Below are 21,412 nucleotides of genomic sequence, written 5' to 3' on the forward strand. Positions count from 1 at the left end.
GAGTCAGCCTGCGCGTAAAACTACGAAATCCGGACCTAGGCACGTCATTGACGTGCCTCAAGGGGGTAGGGGGGGCAAAAGCTTAGGGCGTTCCACTAGCTAGACCGCTTCCGACCCCACGTACAGATTTTTTCCCGCTCAGGATTTTTTGTTAAATGGCACTCACCCCTAAAAAGCGCGCATTTGTCGATGCGGTGAGGGGAGGTGCGTCCAACAAAGACGCTGCGATAGCCGCAGGATACGCGGCTTCCAGCGCTGCACAGGCCGGCGCCAGGTTGGCGAAAGACAGGTTCGTGATCGAGGCTTTGACCGGTCAACCAGTTAACAAAAAAGTTAACAAATTTGTTAAAGGCAGCCCCCCGGCTACGGCGGCACCTTCGGTAGTCGACGGTCAGGATCTACCGACAGAGGAGCAGGGCGACGCGGCCTTCGATCTGTCAAAGGCTCTGCGGTTTTCTGATCCGAAGGACTTCCTACTGGCAACGATGAATGACTTCGAGGCCGAGGCCAAGCTGCGCGTGGACGCAGCAAAGGCGCTGATGCCATTCATTCACCCACGCAAGGGTGAGAGCGGCAAGAAAGAAGTGGCCAAGGAAAAGGCGGCCGGCGCTGCCCAGGGCAGGTTCGGCGTGCGTAAAGGCCCGCTCTCGGTGGTGAAATGATGGAGTGGTCAACGGCCTGTACAGACTGGGAGCAGCGCATTGTTGCCCGCCAGAGCTTGATACCGTTCGAACCTCTATTCCCTGATCAAGCAGCTGAGGCGCTGGAAGTCTTCGGCGACCTGCGCATGGTAGATGCCACCGGCAGCCCGCTGATGAGCGAGACCGTGCGCTCATGGGTGAACGAGTTCGTCGCAGCCATCTTCGGCGCCTATGACCCGTACAGCGGCCGCCGGATGATTAGTGAGTTCATGCTCCTGATCAGCAAGAAGAACGGCAAGTCGACCATTGCCGCCGGTATCATGCTGACGGCTCTGGTGCTGAACTGGCGGACGTCGGGTGAGTTCATCATCCTAGCCCCGACTAAGGAGATCGCTGACAACTCCTACATCCCGATTCGGGACATGGTGAAGGCTGACGAGGAGTTGTCCGCCTTGCTGAAGGTGCAAGACCACCTGCGTACCGTGACCCACATGGAGACCGGCGCCACGCTGAAGGTGGTGGCGGCTGACAGCGAGACTGTGTCGGGCAAGAAAGCCATTGGCGTGTTCATCGACGAACTATGGGTGTTCGGCAAGCGAGCCAACGCCGAAGCCATGTTGCGCGAGGCCACGGGCGGCCTAGCATCACGGCCGGAGGGGTTCATCATCTGGGCGACGACTCAGTCTGATGCGCCGCCGGCAGGTGTCTTTCGGCAGAAGCTCATGTATGCCCGCAAGGTGCGAGACGGCGAAATTAAAGACCCGTCGTTTCTTCCGGTGTTGTATGAGTTCCCGAAGGCCATGCTTGACGCTGGTAAACATCGCGACTTTTCCAATGCCTATGTCACCAACCCCAACCTAGGACTGTCAGTCGATGAGCCGTTCATTGAGCGCGGTTACACGCAGGCTCAGCTCGACGGCGAAGAGTCGTTCCGTGGCTTCCTGGCCAAGCACCTCAACGTGGAGATCGGCTTAGCGCTGCTCTCGGATCGTTGGGCGGGTGCTGACTTCTGGGAGGTGCAGGCGTCCGAGCTGTGCCGCACGCTGGAAGATCTGATCGAGCGCTGCGAGGTGATTGATATCGGTGTCGATGGAGGCGGCTTGGATGACTTGCTGGGGCTGGCTGCAGTTGGCCGCGAGCGCGCAACCCGGCGCTGGCTGACCTGGACACATGCCTGGGCGCACCCCTCGGTGCTCGAGCGGCGAAAAGCAGAGGCACCACGCATCCGTGACTTTGCGAAAGATGGGCACCTGACCCTTGTCGAGCGCATCGGCGACGACATCAAGGAGGTGGCGCAGTTAGTGGCGCAGGTCGAGCAGGCCGGCTTGCTGGATAAGGTCGGCCTGGACCCGGCCGGCGTTGGCGCAATTCTCGATGAGCTGGAGGCTTTAGGGATTCCACGCGAGAAGATCGACGGCATTTCACAGGGCTGGCGTTTAGGCGGGGCGATCAAGACTGCCGAGCGCAAGCTGGCCGAGGGCACGCTACTGCACGGTGGTCAGCCAATGATGGCCTGGTGCTGCGGCAACGCCAAGGTCGAGCCACGCGGTAACTCGATCCTGATCACCAAGCAGGCCAGCGGCTCGGCCAAGATTGACCCGCTGATGGCGCTGTTCAACGCCGTGACGCTGATGGCTCTCAATCCAGAGGGGCAGGGCGGAATGGAAAATTTCATGGCCGGTATTCGGGACCCATTGATCGCATGAACGCATTTCACTACTTCATCATCTCTGCGCTGCTCGCGTTTGGCTTGGCGTGTGCCGGGGTCTGGGTGCTGTTCGGTACAGGCTGGTCACTGCTCGCCGGTGCTGCCAGCTTGTTCAGCATTGCAGCATTCATCCGACGAGGGCTGAGCAGTGATTAAATCCCTCACCCAGGCGCTGGGTACCGCTGCGACCAAGCCCACGGCCAGCGTGAGCGGCTGGCTTGGCAAGAGCATTCGATTGTCAGACGGCGGCTTCTGGAACGCCTTCATGAGCGCGCAGTCCAGCAGCGGCAAGTCAGTGACGGTCGACAAGGCCATGCGGCTTTCAGCTGTGTGGGCGTGTGTGCGAATCATCTCCACGTCCGTCGCAGGGTTGCCGCTCAGCATCTACCGTCGTCTCCCCGACGGTGGACGCGAGACAGCCCGGGACTTCCCGCTCTACGACGTTGTGCACAACAGCCCGAATGAGGACATGGCGGCCTTCCACTTCTGGCAAGCGGTCGTCGCTTCGATGCTGCTGTGGGGCAATGCTTATTGCGAGATTCACCGGGCTGGCGGTCGGGTGATCGCACTGGACTTCCTGATGCCGTCGCGGGTGACGCCGGAAACGGACGACGATGGTCGGCTGCGCTACTTCTTCCAACCACGTAAAGGCGCTCGCCGGGAGATCGCCCGGGGCGACATGCTGCACATCCCGGCCTTCACCCTGGATGGCAGGATGGGCTTGTCGGCCATTCGCTATGGCGCCGATGTATTCGGCTCGGCGATGTCGGCTGATGATGCGGCGAACACCACATTCAAGAACGGGATGATGCCCACCGTAGCCTTCTCTGTGGACAAGACGCTCAACCCAACGCAGCGCGCCGAGTTTCGTGACTACGTCAAGACGATCTCCGGCGCGCTCAATGCGGGCAAGAGTCCGGTGCTCGAGCAGGGCGTGAAGCCTGAGATGATTGGCATCAACCCAGCTGACGCTCAGTTGCTCGAATCGCGGGGCCACAGCATCGAGGAGATCTGCCGGTGGTTCGGCGTGCCGCCCTGGATGGTGATGAAAACAGACAAGGGCAGCAACTGGGGTACCGGTCTTGAACAACAGCAGATCGCATTCCTCACCTACTGCATCATGACCTACACCGCGCCGATCGAGCAGTGCGTAAACAAGCGCTGCATGACGGCGGTGGACCGGATCAAGCATTACTCGGAATTCTCGCTGGAAGCTTTTCTGCGCGCTGACAGCGCTGGCCGTGCCGCCTATTTGAGCACCATGAGCCAAAACGGCCTGATGACGCGAAACGAGGGCCGGCACAAAGAGAACATGCCGAGCAAACCCGGCGGCGACATCCTGACGGTGCAATCGAACCTGGTGCCGCTGGAGCAGTTGGGAAAACAGAACGACAGCCAAGCCGCGCGCAACGCGCTGATGAACTGGCTCAAGAGCGAATCCGAGGAGTAACTCATGAAACACAAGATCCAGTCTCGCGGTCTGCGCAGCGAGATGAGCCCGCGTGCGCTCGACAAATGGAACCCGGCCATCCAGGCGGCCGTGGAAAACACCTCGGAAACCATCACCATCTACGGCGTGATCGGCGAGGACTGGTATGGAGAAGGTGTGACCGTCAAGCGCATCGATGCAGCGCTGCGAGCGATCGGCGATCGCGAGGTGACGGTGTACATCAACTCACCAGGTGGCGACATGTTCGAAGGGATCGCCATCTACAACCGCTTGCGTGAACACAGCCAGATGGTCACGACCAAGGTGCTGGGCATGGCCGCTAGCGCAGCCTCGATTGTGTATTTGGCCGGCAAGAAACGTGAGGTGGCCAGCAGCGCCTTCCTGATGATTCACAACTGTTGGACCTTCCTCTCCGGTAACCGCCACTACCTACGCGACGTATCGGACGACATGGAGGAGTTCGACGCCGCCATGGCCGATCTCTACGCCGAGACCAGCGGACAGTCCGTCGAGGACATGGCCGAATTGATGGATGACGAGACGTTCATCCGTGGCAAGCGCGCGGTGGAGCTAGGACTGGCCACCGGCCTGCTGGCAGCGACCGAGGTCACCGAGCGCGAGACCGAGGAGGTCGGCCAAGCCAATGCACTCAAGGCCATGGACACTGCACTGGCCAAAGCGGGCATGACCCGCTCCGAGCGCCGCGAGCTGTTCGCCAGTTTCAAGTCCGGCACGCCTCGCGCTGCCGGCGGGGGCACGCGTAACGCTGCCTCGACCGATAAGCCCAGCGCTGTCGCGCCAGACCTCTCCGCCTCTCTGAGCGCGGCAACCGATCTTCTCAAATCTCTGAAAGGAAAGTGACCATGGACTACGAAGCCCAAGTCAAGGAATTCAACGCTACCCTCAAGGGCATTGGCGACCAGATCAAAGCCCAGGCTGAAGCCACCGAAAAGCAGATCAAGGCCACCGGCGAGATGAACGCCGAAACCCGCGCCAAGGTCGACGAACTGCTGACCAAGCAAGGCGAGGTGTCGGCGCGCCTGCAAGAAGCCGAGCAGAAGCTGGTCAACGCCAGCCGCGCGCCGGCTGACCGCGAAGAGCCGCAGAAATCGGTCGGCGCTCTGGTCGTTGGCAGCGAAGAAATGCAGGGCATGAACTCCTCCTTCCGTGGCTCGCGCCGTGTGTCGGTACCGCGTGCCGCTATCACCACGGCCACCGGCGGCGCTCTGACCACTGCAGATCGCCAGCCAGGCATCATTGCTCCCCCTCAACGTCGCCTGACCATCCGCGACTTGGTGGCACCTGGTACCACTGAAGCCAACTCGATCGAGTATGTGCGTGAAAGCGGTTTCACGAACAACGCTCGAGCCGTCGCCGAGAACACGGCCAAACCCTACTCGGACATCGCGTTCGAACTGGCCACCGCCAACGTGCGCACCATCGCGCATCTGTTCAAAGCCAGCCGCCAGATGCTCGACGATGCTCAGGCGCTGCAGAGCTACATCGACGCTCGTGCGCGTTATGGCCTGCTGATGGCTGAAGAGGCCCAGCTGCTGTACGGCAACGGCACTGGTGCCAACTTGCAGGGCCTCATGACCGTTGCGCAGCTATATGCCGCTCCCGCAGGCGTGGCAGTGGTTGGCGAGCAGCGCATTGACCGCCTGCGCCTCGCCCTGCTGCAGGCCGAGTTGGCCGAGTTCCCATCGGACGGCATCGTGCTCAACCCGATCGACTGGGCCGCTATCGAGCTGACCAAGGATGGCGAAGGTCGCTACATCATCGGCGAGCCGCAGGACGGCACCACTCCACGTCTGTGGAACCGTCCGGTTGTCTCGACCCAGGCTATGACGCAGGACGACTTCCTGGTCGGCGCATTCAAGTTGGGTGCACAGATCTTTGATCGCATGGAAATCGAAGTGCTGATCTCCACTGAGAACGACAAGGACTTCGAGAACAACATGGCAACTATCCGCGCCGAAGAGCGTTTGGCCTTCGCCATCTACCGCGGCGAGGCCTTCGTTACTGGCCCGCTGACCGGCAGCGGCTCGTAACCCTCCACCCCAAGGCGCCAGCGATGGCGCCGTACAGGAGCGATATCCATGGCTAGCAGCAAGAAGCAAGACAAACCCAGCACGGTACCTGAGCAGGCTGTACCAGCACCTGCTGAACAGGGCTTGATCTCGCCGCCCAGCGGCAGCAACGCCACCGCTGTCGATGCGGTCGAGCCGAGTACGGCAGTTGCCGGACCCGCTGCTGACCCTGGCGCCAGCGACACGCAAGAAACGGGCAGTCCGGTGACCGAACTACCGACAGAGCTGACGCCGGTTGCTACCCCGGCAGAGGATGCTGCAGGTGCAGGTGCAGGTGCAGGTGCCTCGCTGAGCCAGCCTGGCCAGACTGGCGATGCGCTGCATGGTGCTACCGATGCGGCAGAGCTGGGCGAATCCACCTCGAGCGTTACGGTCGATTTGAATCCAACCACGGTCGAGGTTTACCCGCTGCGCTCGTTCATGGACGAGGGCGAGCTGCGCCGGCGCGGCGGGCCAAGCTACCAGGTGCCAAAGCTTCATGCTGAGGAGCTCGAGCAGCGGCAGCTGATATCGCGCACGCCGTTCGAGGAGTGACTAATGTCAGTGATCAGCATGGCGCAGGCCCGAGCCCACCTGCGTGATCCAGACGATGACGACGACTACCTGCAACTGCTGATCGAGGCGGCTGAGCATTCGGCTGTGAACTATCTCAATCGCCTGGTTTACGCCGATGCTCAATCGATGGCAGATGCCGTCGCAGCAGGGATGGCCGGGGAACAACCCATGCTCAGTAACGCCCCGTTCAAGTCGGCCTGCCTGCTGATCCTGGGGCACCTATACGCCAACCGTGAGGACGTCGTGACTGGCACGATCGCTACCGAGTTACCCAGAGGATCGCAAGCACTGCTGACTCCGTACCGGGTCGGGTGGGGCGTATGAGGGCCGGGCCGCTTCGGCACTTGTTCAAAGTGACCTTCCGGCATGAAGAGCGCACCAAGTCCGGAGGCGCAGTTGTCACCTGGCTTCCTGCCGCTCGCCCGGAAATGTGGGGTCAAGTACGAACCCCCTCTGGGCGGGTCATCGCTGTGGCCGAAAAGCTGAACGCAATAGTGACGGCCGAGATCATCGGTCGACCTCGAGCGGACATGGTTGCGGGTGCAAGACTGACGCGGCGGGGCGTCACGTACCAGGTTGAGGCTGTATTACCTGATAACGAAAACACACTGATGAGGCTTCTTTGCTCTTCGGTACCAAATCCTTGAGGTGACTTATGAAAATACGTGCATTGGGTCCGCTGACCGGTGCCTCTGGCGAACGCGAGAAGGGTGAGGAATTTACCGTCTCTAAGGAACAAGGCGAGGGTTTGATTGCCCGCGGCTACGCCGAGGAGGTAGTCGAGGTTACCAAACCGACGAAGGGCGACCAGGCCAAGGAGTAAGCCATGGCCCGCCGTTCTAAAATGCGCGGCGATATTCGCCTCCGGCGGACGCTGCGCAATATCCATAAGACGATGGACAACGAGCTGGCGCCGGCCATGCGCAAGGCGGCAGAACGTGTCTTGTCTACGCAGCAACAACTGATGCCCAGGGATACGGGCGCCGCTGCTGGCGCGCTGAAGATCTACGTAGCCCCAAGCGGCCTTGATGCGCAGATCGGCATTCGCGGCAAACGCGACAACCGGAAGTTCTTCTACTTGCGCTTTATCGAGTTCGGTACCAAGGGCTACCGCAGCGGCAAGCGAGGCGGCAACCGTAATCAGCGCTCGACCAACAAGAGCGATGGCGTGCACTTCTTCGGCAAATACCCCGATATTCCGGCCCGCCCGGCTCACCCTTGGCTTCGGCCGTCGATGGACGTGAATCGGGAGTATGTAATGGCCGATATCGAGGAGGCCGTGCGGCGAACGCTGCGCAAGGCGAGCCAGGGGGTGGGCAATGCCTGACCCTTCCGTTGCCTTGCAAGAAGCGATTTTCGCCAGGCTGCAGGCCGAGGTGAGCTGTCCCGTTTACGACGGCGCGCCCATGAACGCCGATATGCCGTACGTTTCAATCGACCGGGAGGTGTCGGTCAACGACAGTCCTATCTCGGGCCGCAAGCGCGAGCAGCGCCTGCTCTACCTATCGGTCTGGTCGGATGCTGGAGGCCAGGCGGAGGTCAAGCGCCTCAACGGCGAGGTGATTGCTGCGCTCGACGAGCGCCCGCTTGCGCTGGAGGTTGGCCGAGCAGTCTCCGTACGCGTGATCCAGTCCGATGCCCAGCGCGATGCTGACGGCATCACGTATCAAGGTTCGATCACGGTCCGCGTCATCACAACCCACTGATTCAACTGCTAGCCGCGCAGCGGCTTTATCCAATGTGCCCTTGGAGGAACCCCCATGGCTGATGACAACCTGAATACAGCTGCGGACTGCCGCCTTTACCTAGGCGGTAAGACCGGCGCTGCAACCGAAACCGAGTACAAGGCCGACACCTACGTGGATGTGGGCGAGATCGAAGACCTGGGTGAGTTCGGTGACACCTTCAATGCGGTGAACTTCACCGCCCTGCGCGGGGGCCGCGTGCGCAAGTACAAGGGCACCGCCGATGCCGGCGACATGACGCTGGTGGTCGGCCTGGACAATGGCGATGCGGGCCAAAAGGCCGTGGCCGTCGCCCATAAGGACCGTTCGAAGGGCAACTACAACATCAAGGTCGTGCTCAACGACGGCGATGCCACTGCCACCCCGCCGGTGCTGCCGACCACGTTCTACTTCGGGGCCAAGGTCATGAACAACAAGGTGGCCGCCGGTAATGCTGACAACGTCGTACGCCGCAACGTCACCCTCGGAATCAGCACCGACATTCTCGAAATCGTGGCCGGCCCGGCCGCTCCCTGACCGACGGGGCTGCGGCCCCGTTCATTCTGAGGCGAATCCATGAGCGAAGCTCTGTACGGCACCATCACTCTGGTGATTGGTGCTCGAACCTACACCCTGCGCCCGACGCTCGAAGCAGCGCTGCTGATTGAGAGCCGTTTTGGGGGCTTACGCGGCGCGCTCGAATCCATGCGGCTGATGAGCATTGCGGCCAGTGCCGACATCATTGTCGCCGGCGCCGGGCTTACGCCGGACAAGCACTCTCAAGTAGCTACTGAGGTGTTCAGCACCGGCGTCGCCAAGGTCTCAGCACAGCTGACCGACTTCATCGCGGTGCTGCTCAACCCGGTACCGCCGAGTGTGGCCGCTCGGGGAAAGGACGAGGCGGACAGCACAGCGCCGTGAAGGACGGTAGCTACGTCGACTATCTGTTCGGCGTGGCCACCGGCTGGCTTGGCTGGCCGCCTGATACCGCCTGGCGAACGCCCATACCGCAATTGATGCTGGCGCTGGATGCGCGGATCGACTGGACCGGTCGCGGTCAGGGCACTGCGTCGAACCAGCAGGAGGCCTCGCGCAGGCCTGGTACCGTTGCCGACAAACTGAAGGCCTTTTTCCGAGGTCGGCAGCAAGAGTAAGTCGCCGCCTCCGGGCGGCTTTTTTGTGCTTGGAGAAATGCATGGCCGATCAACAAGTCCAGGGGATGCTGGTCCAGATCGAGGCGACCACGGCCCAGCTGCGCCGCGAGCTGGCGAATGCCGACCAACTGGTGGCACGCAGTACCCAGGCGATCGACCGCAACCTGGCTACCGTCGATTCTGCTTTCGACAGGGCAGGCTCTGCAGCGCAATCAGCGGGTGTGTTGATGCGCGGCGCATTTGCTGCGGTTGCAGGCGCCGGCGTAATTGGCGGCATCATCAAGCAGGTGGACGCCTACGGACAAATGTCCGACCGCATGAGGGCCGCCGCTGGCAGTGCTTCCGAGTATCAGGTTGTTCAGGATCACCTGATGCGTACCGCGCAGGAGACCTACCGACCACTGGCTGAAGCGCAAGAACTCTACATCCGCACAGCAGACGTGATGCGCAGTTTGGGATTCAACACCCAGCAGACACTCGACATCACCGACAGCTTCAGCTTCCAACTTGTGACCAACGCTGCCACGGCTGACAAGGCCTCGTCGGCACTCGATGCTTATTCGAAGGCACTGCAAACCGGCAAGATTGAGGCCGATGGGTGGGTATCCATCCAAAGCGCTATGCCCACCATCGTGCAGGCAATTGCAACGGGTACTGGCAAGAGCGCCGATGCCATTCGCAAGCTGGGCGTGGAAGGCAAACTGTCGCTGGATGACCTCAATACCGGTCTGCTTCGCACTGTCGATGCCAATCGCCAAGCTGCCGCCGAAATGTCCACGAGCGTGCAAGATGCGCTGGTCAATATCGGCAATGCCGTCAGCACGTTCCTGGGCAATATGGAGGAACGCACTGGGGCGGTTGGCACGCTTTCGCAGGTGTTGCTGGTACTGGCGGACAACGTCGACCTTGTAGCCACCGCGATGGCCGGTGCGGGTGCTGCGGCGCTGACGCTGTATGTGGCCAAGGCAGGTTTGGCGCTGAAGGCGGCATTGGCGCAGCGCATCGCTGAAGTTGAAAATGCCAGAGCCGCGATTCGCGCCGCCGACGCCCAGCGGGTTTACGCCCAGGCGCAGCTGCAACAGGCAGAGGCGTCGGTAGCTGCCACCACTGGCCTGCAGCGCTTGTCGGTCGTGCAGACGCAGCTGCTGCCCAAACAGGCGGCGCTTACGGCGTCGACTGAAGCCCTGACCATCGCCCAGGCGAATCTCACGCGGGCAGCCACCGGTGGGTTGCTGTCGGCGTTGGGCGGACCGGTGGGGCTGGCGCTGCTCGCAGGCACCGCCGCGGCAAGCTTCCTGATGCTCAGCGAAAACTCCGACGGGCTCGAGAAAAAGCTCGGCGACCTGGCCGAGCCACTCGACAAGGTGGTAGAGCGGTTCAACAAGCTGAACAGCGCGACCCAGGCAGTGGCGCTCAGAGAGCTGCAAGGCAAGATCGACGACTTGCAGAGTAATCTGGGTCAAACGTCAGGCGCCATCGCTGACAAGTTCGAGAACGACCTGCGCGGCATGGGTGCTGCGGGCGTCGATGGGTTCATTGCCGGGCTGGCGCCGATGCCGCAGGAGGCCCAAAGAGCGCTGGACTTAGTTCGTGCTGCTGCGAATCAGGCAGCGACCGGCGCGGTCGTGGATTGGAAGGCAGTAGCTGACGAAGTCCGCGGCATCCCTGGCGTCACTGAGGCCATGGCGCAGGCGATCGAGACAGGCCAAATAAAGGCGTCCGATCTCAGCGTTGAGCTTATAAACCTTCGCGCCAAGCTGGCAGAACTGACCGGTGAGACCGATCGCAATACTGCCTCCACCCAGGCCAACAATGCTGCGAAGGCAGGCATGAGCTCTGCCGGCCAGACCTATCTGGACACGCTCCAGAAGCAGCTGGCCGGGCTTCAGGACAACGGTGACGCGATCAAGATCGCAAACCGGCATATCGCCGAGAACGCGGATCTTACCGAGACCGATCGGCTGGCCATTCTCTCTGCGGCCAGTGCCATCGAGGCCCAGAAGAAAGCCAATAAGGATTCCACCCAAGGCAGTAAAGACCGGGCAAAAGCGCTCAAGGATGAAGTCAAGGCGCTGGATGCGATCATCGACCGCGCCCTGCCAGAGCGTAAGCGCCTCGACGACCTGAAAGAGGGTATCCAGGGTCTACGCAAGGCTCAGGCCAGCGGCAAGATTACCGCCGCCGAGATGGAGCTTGGCATCAAAAATCTGAACACCGCCTATGCCGCACCAGTGCTTCAGAAGCGTGCCGAAGAGGAGCGAAAGCTTGCAGAGGCACGGCGCAACAGTGCCGAGTCATACCGCAAGGCCATGGAGGTGGTGCTGCAAACGCGCCAGGACGCGATAAATGCTGATGTGTCCGGCATCGGCATGGGCGATAACGAGCGGGATCAAGCCGACCGACTCAATGGGGTGCGGCAGAGATACGCCGAGGCGCGCCGGCAGTTGGAAGAGCAGCAAGAGGATGTGTCCCGTCGATTAAGTGATGATGCCTACCAGCAGCGTCTCGCCGATCTAGGCGATTTTCAGGCCCGTGAGCTTCAGATGGAGGTGGATGGCTACGACGCCAGACTGGTCGCACAGCGGGACTATCGAAACGGCGCCAAGCGCGCCTGGGCCAACATTCAGGCCGACGCCGAAAATGTGGCTGGCACCACCGACGAGATGCTTACCTCAGGCTTCAACACTGCAAAAGATGCCTTGGCCGAGTTTGCCGTCACGGGAAAGGCCAACTTCAAGGATTTCGCCTCCAGCGTGATTGCAGACATGGCGCGAATTGCCAGCCAGCAGGCGGCAAGTTCGCTGCTGAGCGGGCTGGTAGGGCTGGGGGTGTCTGCGGTTGGCAGCTACTTCGGCGGCGCTGGCAACGGCATGGCGCCGGGCTCTGCCGGCGCGGTCTCGTCAAACCTTGGCGCCTCACAGGCGGGGTACTCGAATGCCTACTTCCAGGCACTGGGCGGCGGATGGGATGGCGGCGTGCAAATGTTCGCGAAGGGCGGTGCGTTCGCTACCAACAGTGTTCTGACCAAGCCGACTGGATTCGGCATGGCCGGGGGTGGACTCGGCATCGCAGGTGAGGCCGGGCCTGAAGCCATCATGCCACTGGCGCGCGGCGCGGACGGATCGCTGGGGGTGCAGATGGTAGGTGGCGGGGGTGGTGGCTCAACACTCGTCCAAGTCAGTGCGCCTGTGGCCGTGACGCTGGAGGATAGAAGCTCCGAGGGTATGGAGCTGGACACCGAGGCCCTTCAACAGAACATGCAGCGCCAGATGCAGGGCATTGCGGAAAAAGCGGTTTCTGACTCTTGGCGAGCTGGGGGGCTCAGTCACCGGAACAGCAGTGGGAGACGCTGATGGCGATCGAAACATTCACCTGGACACCTGACGACGAAGCCAGTGGCGACAGCACACTGAGGACAAGGAAGTCGCAGTTCGGGGATGGCTATGCGCAGGTGTCGAGCGATGGGCTCAACGGCGAGACTGATAGCTGGTCATTGTCGTTTGGCGGCCTCGCTGACGAGATAGCTCCGCCCCTGGCCTTCATACGGCGCCACCGCGGCGCCAAGTCGTTCTTGTGGACTAACCCTGAAGGGGTGCTCGGGATGTACCGATGCGAGACCTTCCGGCAGCAGCGCAAGCCGGGTGATGTCGTGGTGCTGTCGGCAACCTTTGAGCGAGCGTATCAACCATGAGCCTGATCACTCAGTTACAGAAACTCGATCCAGGCGCCGAGATCCTGCTGTTTGAGCTGGACGGCTCGGACTTTGGTGCCGATATCCTGCGGTTCCATGGGCATGCAATACCGCACACGCCGGAGGAGTTGGCCACCGCTGGCGCCAATGCCGATCAGTTGCCGGCCAAGTCGATCTGGTGGCAAGGCAACGAGTACGGTGCATGGCCCATGCAGATCGATGGTATCGAGGCGAACTCGGACGGCACTGCGGTCCGGCCTACCTTGAGCGTTGGCAACGTCAACGGCAGGATCACGGCGCTTTGCCTGGCCTTCGACAACCTGCTGGAATTCCAGCTGACCATGCGGCACACCTTTGCCGAGTATCTCGACGCTGAGAACTTCCCCGGCGGCAACCCTTCAGCAAATCCATCGGAGGAAAGCATCGAGGTCTGGTACATCGACCAGAAAGTGTCGGAGAACGGCACCGCGGTTGCGTGGGAGCTGGCCAGCCCCGGCGATGTAGGCGGTGAAACGATCGGCCGGCAGATGACGCAGCTGTGCCACTGGGCCATGACTGCCGGGTACCGCGGGCCCAACTGCGGCTATACCGGACCCTATTACGACATGGACGGCAAACCGACTACCGACCTGGCCAAGGACGAGTGCAACGGCTGCCTTGATACCGGCTGCACCGTTCGCTTCCGCGAGGGCAACCCGTTGCCCTTTGGCGGGTTCCCTGCTGTTTCCTTGATTGCCCGGAGTTGAGCATGCGCAAGCACATCCTGGCCGCCGTGCAAGCGCACGCAGCGGCTGAATACCCGCGCGAGTGTTGCGGCCTGCTGCTTCAGATCGGCCGCAAGCAGGTATACCACCCGTGCTCCAACGTCGCCCAGGACCCCACAGAAGAGTTCCGCATCGCGCCGGAACAATACGCCGAAGGTGAAGATCTGGGCGAGGTGATCGGCATTGTGCACTCGCACCCTGACGCCACCAGCAAGCCGTCGCCGCGTGACCTGGCCATGTGTGAAGCCACGGGCCTGCCCTGGTACATCCTTTCGTGGCCGGAGGGCGACCTGCGATCCATCACCCCCACCGGCGACACACCGTTGCTGGGCCGACCGTTCGTGCACGGGGCTTGGGACTGCTGGCAGGTCTGTGCTGACTGGTACGAACGGGAATGGGGGCTGGAGTTTCCAGCCTACGCCCGCGAGGAGGGCTGGTGGGAGAATGCTGCCGGTCCGAGCCTGTACGAGCAGGCCTTCGAGGGGGCCGGCTTCTACCAGGTCAGCCAGCCCCAGCGCGGCGACATGATCGTCATGGCCGTAGGTCGCACCGCTCACCCCAATCACGCCGGCATCTATCTGGACACCGACGTACAACTGCCAGAGACACACGCCCAAGTCTTCGGGCCAGGCCCATTCATGCTGCATCACCTGTTGGGGCGGCCGTCAGAAATTGTCGTGTTCGGCGGACCCTGGCTCGGGCGGACTCGGCTTGTGTTGCGACATAAAATGGCGCCGGGATGATACATTCTCAGTTTGAGGAGGGAGCACATGCGAATTTTGATAGGAGCATTGGGTTTGGTTTTGCTCGCGGGGTGCGTGTCGCCAGGCGATCTGGAAAAGAACAATCCCAGCATAAGCGCCAATACTTCGAAGGATCCCAAACGCTACGCGCTTTGCGTGTTCCCAAAGTGGCAGGCGGCTCGCGCAGACTCCTCCATGGTGGAGACCGAGAGCGGTTACAGGCTGTGGGTTGCCAGCAGTAACATGGCTGACGAACTGCTGGACATCAAGAAAACCAAGTCCGGAAGTTCTGTGATGCTACGGCAGCGCATGGCCTGGTCGCCGGGTTTGGGTCGAAGCGATATTGAGGGGGCAGTCAGATCCTGCCTTTAGTGAGCGCCAAAACATGAGAGCCGCCTCCGGGCGGTTTTTTTACGTCTGGAGGAAACATGGCCGCTGCAGCACACGATGGCCGTCTAACTGCAATCAAGCTTTCTGGCTCACTGGCTGTGAAGTTCGGCAGGCTGCATAGACGGCTACTGGACACAGGGAAATCTTGGGAGGCCTTCAAAGCGTTAAAGGCCACGATCCCTGGCTTTGAGGATGAGATCAAGCGACTTGATCGGCTGGGGATGAGATTCGCAATTTTCCGAAATGGAAAGAATATTGGTCAGGATGGATTCGACCGAGGCGGCACCAGGGAGATCAGGATTGTGCCCGCTGTGGGAGGGAGCAAGCGCGGTGGCGTGCTGCAAACTGTGATCGGGGCAATCCTTATCGCGGCATCATTCATACCAGGCTTCCAGGCTCTGCTGCCTATTGGCATATCACTGGTCGCTGGCGGCGTTATGCAGATGCTGAGCCCACAGGCGAAAGGCCTTACTCAAAGCGGCTCGCCCGAGAACCTGCCGTCGTACGCCTTCGGCTCAGCCAAGAACACCACTGCCAGCGGAAATCCGGTCCCCATCTGCATCGGCGAGCGCCGCTGGGGCGGGGCGATCATATCCGCCTCGATCTACGCCGAAGATAAGACCTAACGTCACATCAGCAAACCAGCCGCCTCCGGGCGGTTTTTTTATTGCCTGGAGGAAAGCATGGGCGCAGCAGCTCACTTGGATATTACTGGCGACAAAGGCGGCGAGAGCAAGCCAAAGACGCCGGTCGAGGCGCCCGACAGCCTTCAGTCCACGAACATCGCGAAACTGTTGCTGGCCGTGGGGGAGGGTGAGTTCGATGGCATTCCAACTGCTCGCGACATCTACCTGGACAACACGCCTATCGTGGACGCAAGCGGCAACGTCAACTTCCCGGGCGTGAAGTGGGAGTGGCGCAGCGGCAGCCTTGAGCAGGAATACATCCAGGGTATCCCCGCGGTCGAAAACGAGACCACGGTCAACGTCGAGCTGCGCAGCGACAACCCGTTCGCTCGCGCCCTGAGTAACACCCAGCTCTCCGCTGTTCGGGTTCGCATGTCATGGCCGCGCCTGGCCCAGCAGGACAGCAGCGGCAATACCAACGGCTACCGGATCGAGTACGCGATCGATATCGCCACTGATGGCGGTGCCTATGCTGAAGCTCACCGCGGCGCCGTAGACGGCAAGTCCACCAATGGATACCAGCGGTCAGTCCGCGTCGATCTGCCGAAAGCGACCTCGGGCTGGATGATGCGTGTCCGTCGGCTCACGCCGAACGCCAACAAAGGTACCATCGCCGACACGATGACCATCGCGGGTTACACCGAGATCATCGACGAGAAACTGCGCTATCCGAACACCGCGCTGCTGTACATCGAGTTCGATGCCCAGCAGTTCCAGAACATCCCGGCGGTGACCGTCGACTGTAAGGCCAAGCGTTGGCCAGTACCGAGCAACTACAACCCGATCAGCCGCATCTATACCGGGGTCTGGGACGGCACCTTCAAGCAGGCTTGGACCAACAACCCCGCGTTCGTGACGTACGGTCTGTGCGTCGAAGACCGCTTCGGGCTGGGTAAACGCATAAAGTCGTGGATGGTCGACAAGTGGGAGATGTATCGGATCGCCCAGTACTGCGACCAGCAGGTGCCAGATGGCGTGGGCGGCCAAGAGCCCCGTTTCCTGTGTGACCTGAACCTGCAGGGCCGTGCCGAGGCCTGGACGCTGTTGCGCGACCTGTCGGCCATCTACCGAGGCATGGTGTACTGGGCCCACGGATCGCTGTTCATGCAGGCGGACATGCCGCGCGCGCAGGACATCGACTACGTCTTCACCCGGTCGAATGTGATCGACGGCGAGTTCATATACGGCGGCGCTGAGCGCAGCACGCACTACAGCCGCGCTTTGGTCAGCTACGACAACCCAGCCAACAACTACGACACCGACGTCATTCCTGTGACCGATAATGCGCTGCAGCGCCGGTACCGTGACCGACCCATCGAGTTATCGGCGATCGGCTGTACCCGTGCCTCCGAGGCGCAGCGCCGCGGCAAGTGGGCGCTGTTGAGCAACAACCAGGACCGGACCGTCACCTTCAAGACCGGCATGGAAGGCCGTATCCCGCTGCCGGGCTACGTCATTCCGGTGGCTGACGAATTGGTGGCAGGTCGCCCGAACGGTGGCCGGATCTCGTCTGCAGCCGGCCGCGTGATCACCCTGGACCGCGACACTCCGATCAAAGCTGGTGATCGGCTGATAGTGAATCTGCCGAACGGGACCGCCCAGGCGCGCACCGTGAAGTCTGTTGCTGGGCGCGCAGTGACGGTGACCACTGATTACGGCATGCAGCCAGAATCTGAGCTGCAGTGGGCGATCGACTACGACGACCTAGCGGTTCAGCTGTTTCGCGTGCTTAAGACGGTGCGCACCCAAGACGGCGACTACGAGATCACTGCGCTGGAGTTCAATCCGAGCAAATTCCCGGCAATCGACACAGGCGCCAAGTTGGACGAGCGCCCGATCAGCGTCATTCCGGTGACCACCGTGGCGCCGCCGGACAGCGTTTCGCTGTCGGCGGGGCACATGATTGATCAGGGGATTGCGATCAGCACCATGACCATTGCCTGGCCCGCGGTGCAGGGCGCCGTTGCTTATGACGTCGAATGGCGCAAGGACAATGGGAACTGGGTACGGCTGCAGCGCACTGGGGCGGCGTCTGTGGACGTGGTCGGTATCTATGCTGGCGCTTACCTGGCCCGTGTCCGTGCGGTGAGTGCGTTCGATATCACGTCGATCTGGAAAAGCTCGCAGCTGACCCAACTGAACGGCAAGGCCGGACTTCCGCCGGCAGTCACCTCGCTCACCACCGAGAGCTTGCTCTTCGGCATCGGTGTGCACTGGACCTTCCCGCCTGGTGCGGAAGATACCCAGCGCACCGAGCTCTGGTACAGCCAGGGTACCGACGTGACGGCAGCGACCAAGCTGTCCGACCTGGCGTACCCGCAAAGCGACCATGTGCTGCAGAACCTGCGCGCGGGTGCGGCCTTTTTCTTCTGGGCGCGCCTAGTGGATCGCACCGGCAACGTCGGCCCGTTCTACCCAGCCGGCGTGGGCGTGCGTGGTGAACCCAGCAGCGATGCTGGCGCCATTCTCGACCAGATTGCCGGCCAAGTCGGCGAGTCCGCGCTGGGCAAAGAATTGGCCGCTGAGATTGAGTTGATCAGCGGCAACGGCCCGGCCTCCGTGAATAAGCGCCTGCAGGAAGCCAAGGACCTGCTGGCCGAGCAGATTGCTGCCGTCGATACCGAGTTGGCGGGTGTGAAGACCGAGCTGCAGGAGCAGATCGACACGATCGCCGATCTCGCCGACTCGATGCCGTACAAGCCAGACCAGGCCTATGCCATAGGCCAGGGAGTGCTGGGGGCTGATGGCGTTATCTATCAGGCAGTCAAGGCAGTGCCGATCAACATGCCGCCGCCGAACACCACGTACTGGCTGAATGTTGGTCAGGCGGTGGTCACCGCGAACGGCCTCGCCGCGCGCGTGCAGACGGTTGAGATGAAGGTAACTTCGGTCGAGGACGTGAACACCTCACAGGCCCAGCAGATCACCGGCCTGCGCACAGACGTGGACGGCAAGGCATCGGCCAGCAGCGTGCAGACCTTGGGCAACCGAGTGACCAGCGCTGAAAACTCGCTCACAAGCCAAGGCTCGGCCATCACAGGTCTGGACAACAGCCTGAAGACGACGAACACCAACGTCGGCAATGCCCAGACGGCAGCAAACAACGCTGCCACGCTGGCCGGCAGCAAAGGCAAGGTGCTGGTGCAGACGGGAACGCCCGCAGTAGCGGACCAGCTGGCGCAGAACCTCTGGATCGATATTACCGGCGGGGCCAATACGCCCAAGCGCTGGAATGGCTCGGCCTGGGCGGCTGTAACCGACAAGGTGGCGACAGATGCGGCGACGGCCGCGGCCAACGCGCTGACCCAGGTGCAAACCAAAGCCGACGCCAGTGCCGTGTCGGCTCTGACGAACCGGGTTACTGCAACTGAGACCGCCATCACTTCTCAGAGCAGTAGCATTGTCAGTCTGAACAACAACCTCTCGTATGCCGGGGGCGAGAACCTGGCCTATAACCCAGACTTCGTTAAGCCTGGTGCCGATGGAACGGTGGCCGAAGGGTATCTCACGGATGCACCCGGCTCTCCCGGTGCTTCTACGGGTGTCTTTTCGTTGGTGCCCTCCTGGCTGAATACAGCAGAGAAGGCCCAGCGCATTGCGGTCACGGGCATCAACCAGAGTGCGCTGTACAGGTCTATCCGCAACAACGGCAACAGACTGCCGAAGGTCTCTGAGGGCCAGCCCGTGGCTTCGTCGATCTTCGTGCGTGGCACAGTCGGTCTCGGTTTTCGGATCTTCATTCAGCAGGTCAACGCCTCGGGCGGTGTGCTCACAACCACAAACACGGTTATGTATTACTTGACCGGCTCTACCCAGCGAATCGCTTTGAGCGTGCCGTCTCCGGTGGCTGGCACCGTCGCCCTGGTGATGTTCTACAGGGTATACGGCAGCGAAAGTGTTTCGGACGGGTACATTGAACTGGCCCGCCCCCAAGTTGAATACGGCAACGTGGCTACAGGCTGGAGCAATAACGGCCAAGTGAACACGGCTGATCTGATAACGACGTCCAGTGCCATTTCCTCACTGGGCAGTAAGGTGGATCAGCAGGGCGCAGCCCTGACCTCGACCAGTAACAGCGTGGTCAGCTTGTCCAATACTGTTGCAGGTGTTCAGGGCAGCATGGGGGCCTTCGGGATTGACCCTGCTACTGGCGGGCTTTGGAATTTCGATGCCGGCGCTGAGGGGTGGACTCCCGCGAACTCAACTCTGTCCATGGCTTCGCCCGGGGTGCTTCGGCAGACCTCTACATCTGGCGATCCCAGCATCAAAGTTGACGGGCTCAGCATCAACGGTGCGCTGTACACAAAGGTCAGAGTATCGATTACCCGTCGCGCGGGCGCGCCGGCCACTGACTGGGATGGGTTGGTGTTTTACGCCACAAGTGCCCATGGTTTTACAGCCAACTACTACAAGGCGATCCCCAATCCCAACTTGGCTGTGGGCGAAAGCAAGGTCGTTGAGTTCGACATGGCTTCTCTTACGGCCGGGGGAAGCGACTGGACCGCAAGCACCATCACGTCTCTGCGTTTGGATATCGGTCTTTCGGGGTCTGGCGTGTTCGACTTTGAATGGATCGTTGTGGGGCGCGTGAGTCCGGCTGCGTCGAGTCGCGCTCTTGATTCATTGACCTCCACGGTCAACCAGCAAGGGGGCAACCTGACTAGCGTATCAGCTCGAACAACCAGTCTTGAAAACACGGTCAACAGCACCACAAGTGGCCTCGGCACCAAAGCCAGTGCATCTGCCGTAGATACACTGGCCAACAGGGTCACTGCAGCCGAAGGGGTCAACAAGAGCCAGAGCACCAGCATCACCGATCTGAACAATGGTGTATCAACGCTCCAAGGCAACCGCACCGCAACAAGTCGCGCCTTGACCTCGCTTTCCTCGGAGGTCACGCAGCAGGGTGACAAGCTGACTGCACAGGCTAAGCAGGTCACAAATCTGAGCGCGTACGTTGGGGATGTGGCAACCGTGCTCAACAACGAGACCACGGCTCGCGTCAATGCGGATCAGGCTCTGGGACAACGGGTCGACACCGTCCAGTCCACGCTGGGTGATACCAGGGCAGCAGTCCAGCAGACCTCCACCGCGCTTGCGGGGTTGAATGGGCAAGTGAACGCGCAGTACTCCGTGAAAGTGATGACAACAAGCGGTGGGATGAAGGTCGCTGCGGGCTTTGGTATTGGCCTTGAGAGCGAGGGAGGCGTAACTCAAGGGACATTTGCTGTCAGCGCTGACAGGTTCGTCGTGTTGCCATCCGACTTGAGCGGTACTTTGACATCGCCGTTCGCTGTGGAAAATGGGCAAGTCTTCTTGGCAGATGCCTATCTCAAAAAAGCCACGATCCAGCAAGGAATCGTCGGACAGTCACTGTATTCACAAACGTACACCAACTACGGCCAGCCGGTCATGAACGTCGATTTTAACGCTGGTCAGATCCTTATCCAGAACAGAACAACCAACGGCGCCTACATGTTCATCCGACAAGATGGCATATTCATGGTGCAAAACGGCGTAGTTGTGGTGGAGTTAAGCATGGGGTAATAAAATAATGGCTGGGTTGATTCTGCGTAATCCTGCAAACGGCCAAGAAATTCTAAACATGACCGGGAATTACAGTCAGGACTTGGGCTCAGTAATAACCAATGCGGTCAATGGATCGGTTTCGATCCCTTCACCGCCACCGGGGAAAACGTTGTTCTATAACATCCTGCCTCTTGTTGACCTGCAGAGGGAAAAGGGTAAGCGACCAGGTGTTACAATCTCGGGAAATACGTTGTCATGGGCCTATTCCTATAACACAAATGGCTGGG

The 21,412-nt window shown here is 61.0% G+C and carries 22 protein-coding genes; all 22 read left to right on the forward strand.

Annotation, left to right across the window (positions count from 1 at the left end; all coding sequences use genetic code 11):
* The first annotated feature begins 155 nt into the window (after positions 1-155).
* From LT40_RS08710 to gpJ, 22 genes are read left to right on the forward strand one after another with little or no spacing between them, the layout of a single operon-like run.
* Positions 156-662, forward strand: a complete 507-nt coding sequence (locus LT40_RS08710; protein ID WP_043188932.1) for a hypothetical protein — start codon at positions 156-158, stop codon at positions 660-662.
* Entirely contained in the window at positions 662-2,347 is a 1,686-nt protein-coding gene (locus LT40_RS08715) for a terminase large subunit (protein ID WP_167335533.1), read from the forward strand. Before LT40_RS08710 ends, LT40_RS08715 begins: the two co-directional genes overlap by 1 nt.
* On the forward strand, positions 2,344-2,505 hold the full coding sequence (locus LT40_RS21730; protein WP_167335520.1) for a hypothetical protein: 162 nt from the start codon (positions 2,344-2,346) through the stop codon (positions 2,503-2,505). The genes LT40_RS08715 and LT40_RS21730 overlap by 4 nt, the downstream gene beginning before the upstream one ends.
* Complete coding sequence (locus tag LT40_RS08720; RefSeq protein WP_043188937.1) at positions 2,498-3,799, forward strand: phage portal protein; 1,302 nt, start codon at positions 2,498-2,500, stop codon at positions 3,797-3,799. The genes LT40_RS21730 and LT40_RS08720 overlap by 8 nt, the downstream gene beginning before the upstream one ends.
* A 3-nt stretch (positions 3,800-3,802) precedes the next feature.
* The gene (locus tag LT40_RS08725; RefSeq protein ID WP_043188939.1) at positions 3,803-4,660 is read left to right on the forward strand and encodes a head maturation protease, ClpP-related; all 858 of its coding nucleotides are present in this window, start codon (positions 3,803-3,805) and stop codon (positions 4,658-4,660) included.
* 2 nt (positions 4,661-4,662) lie between these two features.
* Positions 4,663-5,850 carry a phage major capsid protein gene (locus LT40_RS08730; protein WP_043188941.1) on the forward strand — a complete coding sequence of 396 codons (1,188 nt, stop codon included), beginning with the start codon at positions 4,663-4,665 and terminating at the stop codon, positions 5,848-5,850.
* Between the two features lie 48 nt (positions 5,851-5,898).
* Positions 5,899-6,423: a hypothetical protein gene (locus LT40_RS08735; protein WP_043188945.1), complete on the forward strand. Its 525-nt coding sequence runs from the start codon at positions 5,899-5,901 to the stop codon at positions 6,421-6,423.
* 3 nt (positions 6,424-6,426) lie between these two features.
* Positions 6,427-6,768: a head-tail connector protein gene (locus tag LT40_RS08740; RefSeq protein ID WP_043188947.1), complete on the forward strand. Its 342-nt coding sequence runs from the start codon at positions 6,427-6,429 to the stop codon at positions 6,766-6,768.
* Positions 6,765-7,091 carry a head-tail adaptor protein gene (locus LT40_RS21190; protein WP_084139761.1) on the forward strand — a complete coding sequence of 109 codons (327 nt, stop codon included), beginning with the start codon at positions 6,765-6,767 and terminating at the stop codon, positions 7,089-7,091. Before LT40_RS08740 ends, LT40_RS21190 begins: the two co-directional genes overlap by 4 nt.
* Positions 7,092-7,099: 8 nt before the next feature.
* A complete protein-coding gene (locus tag LT40_RS21735; protein WP_167335521.1) occupies positions 7,100-7,267 on the forward strand; it encodes a DUF7210 family protein in 168 nt (55 codons plus the stop codon).
* Positions 7,268-7,270: 3 nt separating this feature from the next.
* Entirely contained in the window at positions 7,271-7,771 is a 501-nt protein-coding gene (locus tag LT40_RS08745) for an HK97 gp10 family phage protein (RefSeq protein WP_043188950.1), read from the forward strand.
* A complete protein-coding gene (locus LT40_RS08750; RefSeq protein WP_043188953.1) occupies positions 7,764-8,150 on the forward strand; it encodes a DUF3168 domain-containing protein in 387 nt (128 codons plus the stop codon). Before LT40_RS08745 ends, LT40_RS08750 begins: the two co-directional genes overlap by 8 nt.
* A 54-nt stretch (positions 8,151-8,204) precedes the next feature.
* Positions 8,205-8,705, forward strand: a complete 501-nt coding sequence (locus tag LT40_RS08755; RefSeq protein ID WP_043188956.1) for a hypothetical protein — start codon at positions 8,205-8,207, stop codon at positions 8,703-8,705.
* Between the two features lie 39 nt (positions 8,706-8,744).
* A complete protein-coding gene (locus LT40_RS08760) occupies positions 8,745-9,089 on the forward strand; it encodes a hypothetical protein (RefSeq protein WP_043188958.1) in 345 nt (114 codons plus the stop codon).
* Positions 9,086-9,322, forward strand: a complete 237-nt coding sequence (locus LT40_RS08765; protein WP_043188961.1) for a hypothetical protein — start codon at positions 9,086-9,088, stop codon at positions 9,320-9,322. Before LT40_RS08760 ends, LT40_RS08765 begins: the two co-directional genes overlap by 4 nt.
* Before the next feature lie 41 nt (positions 9,323-9,363).
* A complete protein-coding gene (locus LT40_RS08770) occupies positions 9,364-12,675 on the forward strand; it encodes a phage tail tape measure protein (protein ID WP_043188963.1) in 3,312 nt (1,103 codons plus the stop codon).
* On the forward strand, positions 12,675-13,013 hold the full coding sequence (locus LT40_RS08775; protein WP_043188966.1) for a phage tail protein: 339 nt from the start codon (positions 12,675-12,677) through the stop codon (positions 13,011-13,013). Before LT40_RS08770 ends, LT40_RS08775 begins: the two co-directional genes overlap by 1 nt.
* Positions 13,010-13,759 (forward strand): phage minor tail protein L, encoded by a 750-nt coding sequence (locus LT40_RS08780; protein WP_043188969.1) that lies wholly within the window; start codon positions 13,010-13,012, stop codon positions 13,757-13,759. Before LT40_RS08775 ends, LT40_RS08780 begins: the two co-directional genes overlap by 4 nt.
* Positions 13,760-13,761: 2 nt before the next feature.
* A complete protein-coding gene (locus LT40_RS08785) occupies positions 13,762-14,520 on the forward strand; it encodes a C40 family peptidase (protein ID WP_043188972.1) in 759 nt (252 codons plus the stop codon).
* Between the two features lie 27 nt (positions 14,521-14,547).
* Positions 14,548-14,892, forward strand: coding sequence for a hypothetical protein (locus LT40_RS08790; protein ID WP_043188974.1), 345 nt, complete (start codon positions 14,548-14,550; stop codon positions 14,890-14,892).
* Positions 14,893-14,948: 56 nt separating this feature from the next.
* Positions 14,949-15,536: a tail assembly protein gene (locus LT40_RS08795; protein ID WP_043188977.1), complete on the forward strand. Its 588-nt coding sequence runs from the start codon at positions 14,949-14,951 to the stop codon at positions 15,534-15,536.
* Between the two features lie 57 nt (positions 15,537-15,593).
* Positions 15,594-21,143 carry a TipJ family phage tail tip protein gene (gene gpJ / locus LT40_RS22005; protein ID WP_084139762.1) on the forward strand — a complete coding sequence of 1,850 codons (5,550 nt, stop codon included), beginning with the start codon at positions 15,594-15,596 and terminating at the stop codon, positions 21,141-21,143.
* Positions 21,144-21,412 lie beyond the last annotated feature (269 nt).

The organism is Pseudomonas rhizosphaerae, from assembly GCF_000761155.1.
Classification (GTDB): Bacteria; Pseudomonadota; Gammaproteobacteria; order Pseudomonadales; family Pseudomonadaceae; genus Aquipseudomonas; species Aquipseudomonas rhizosphaerae.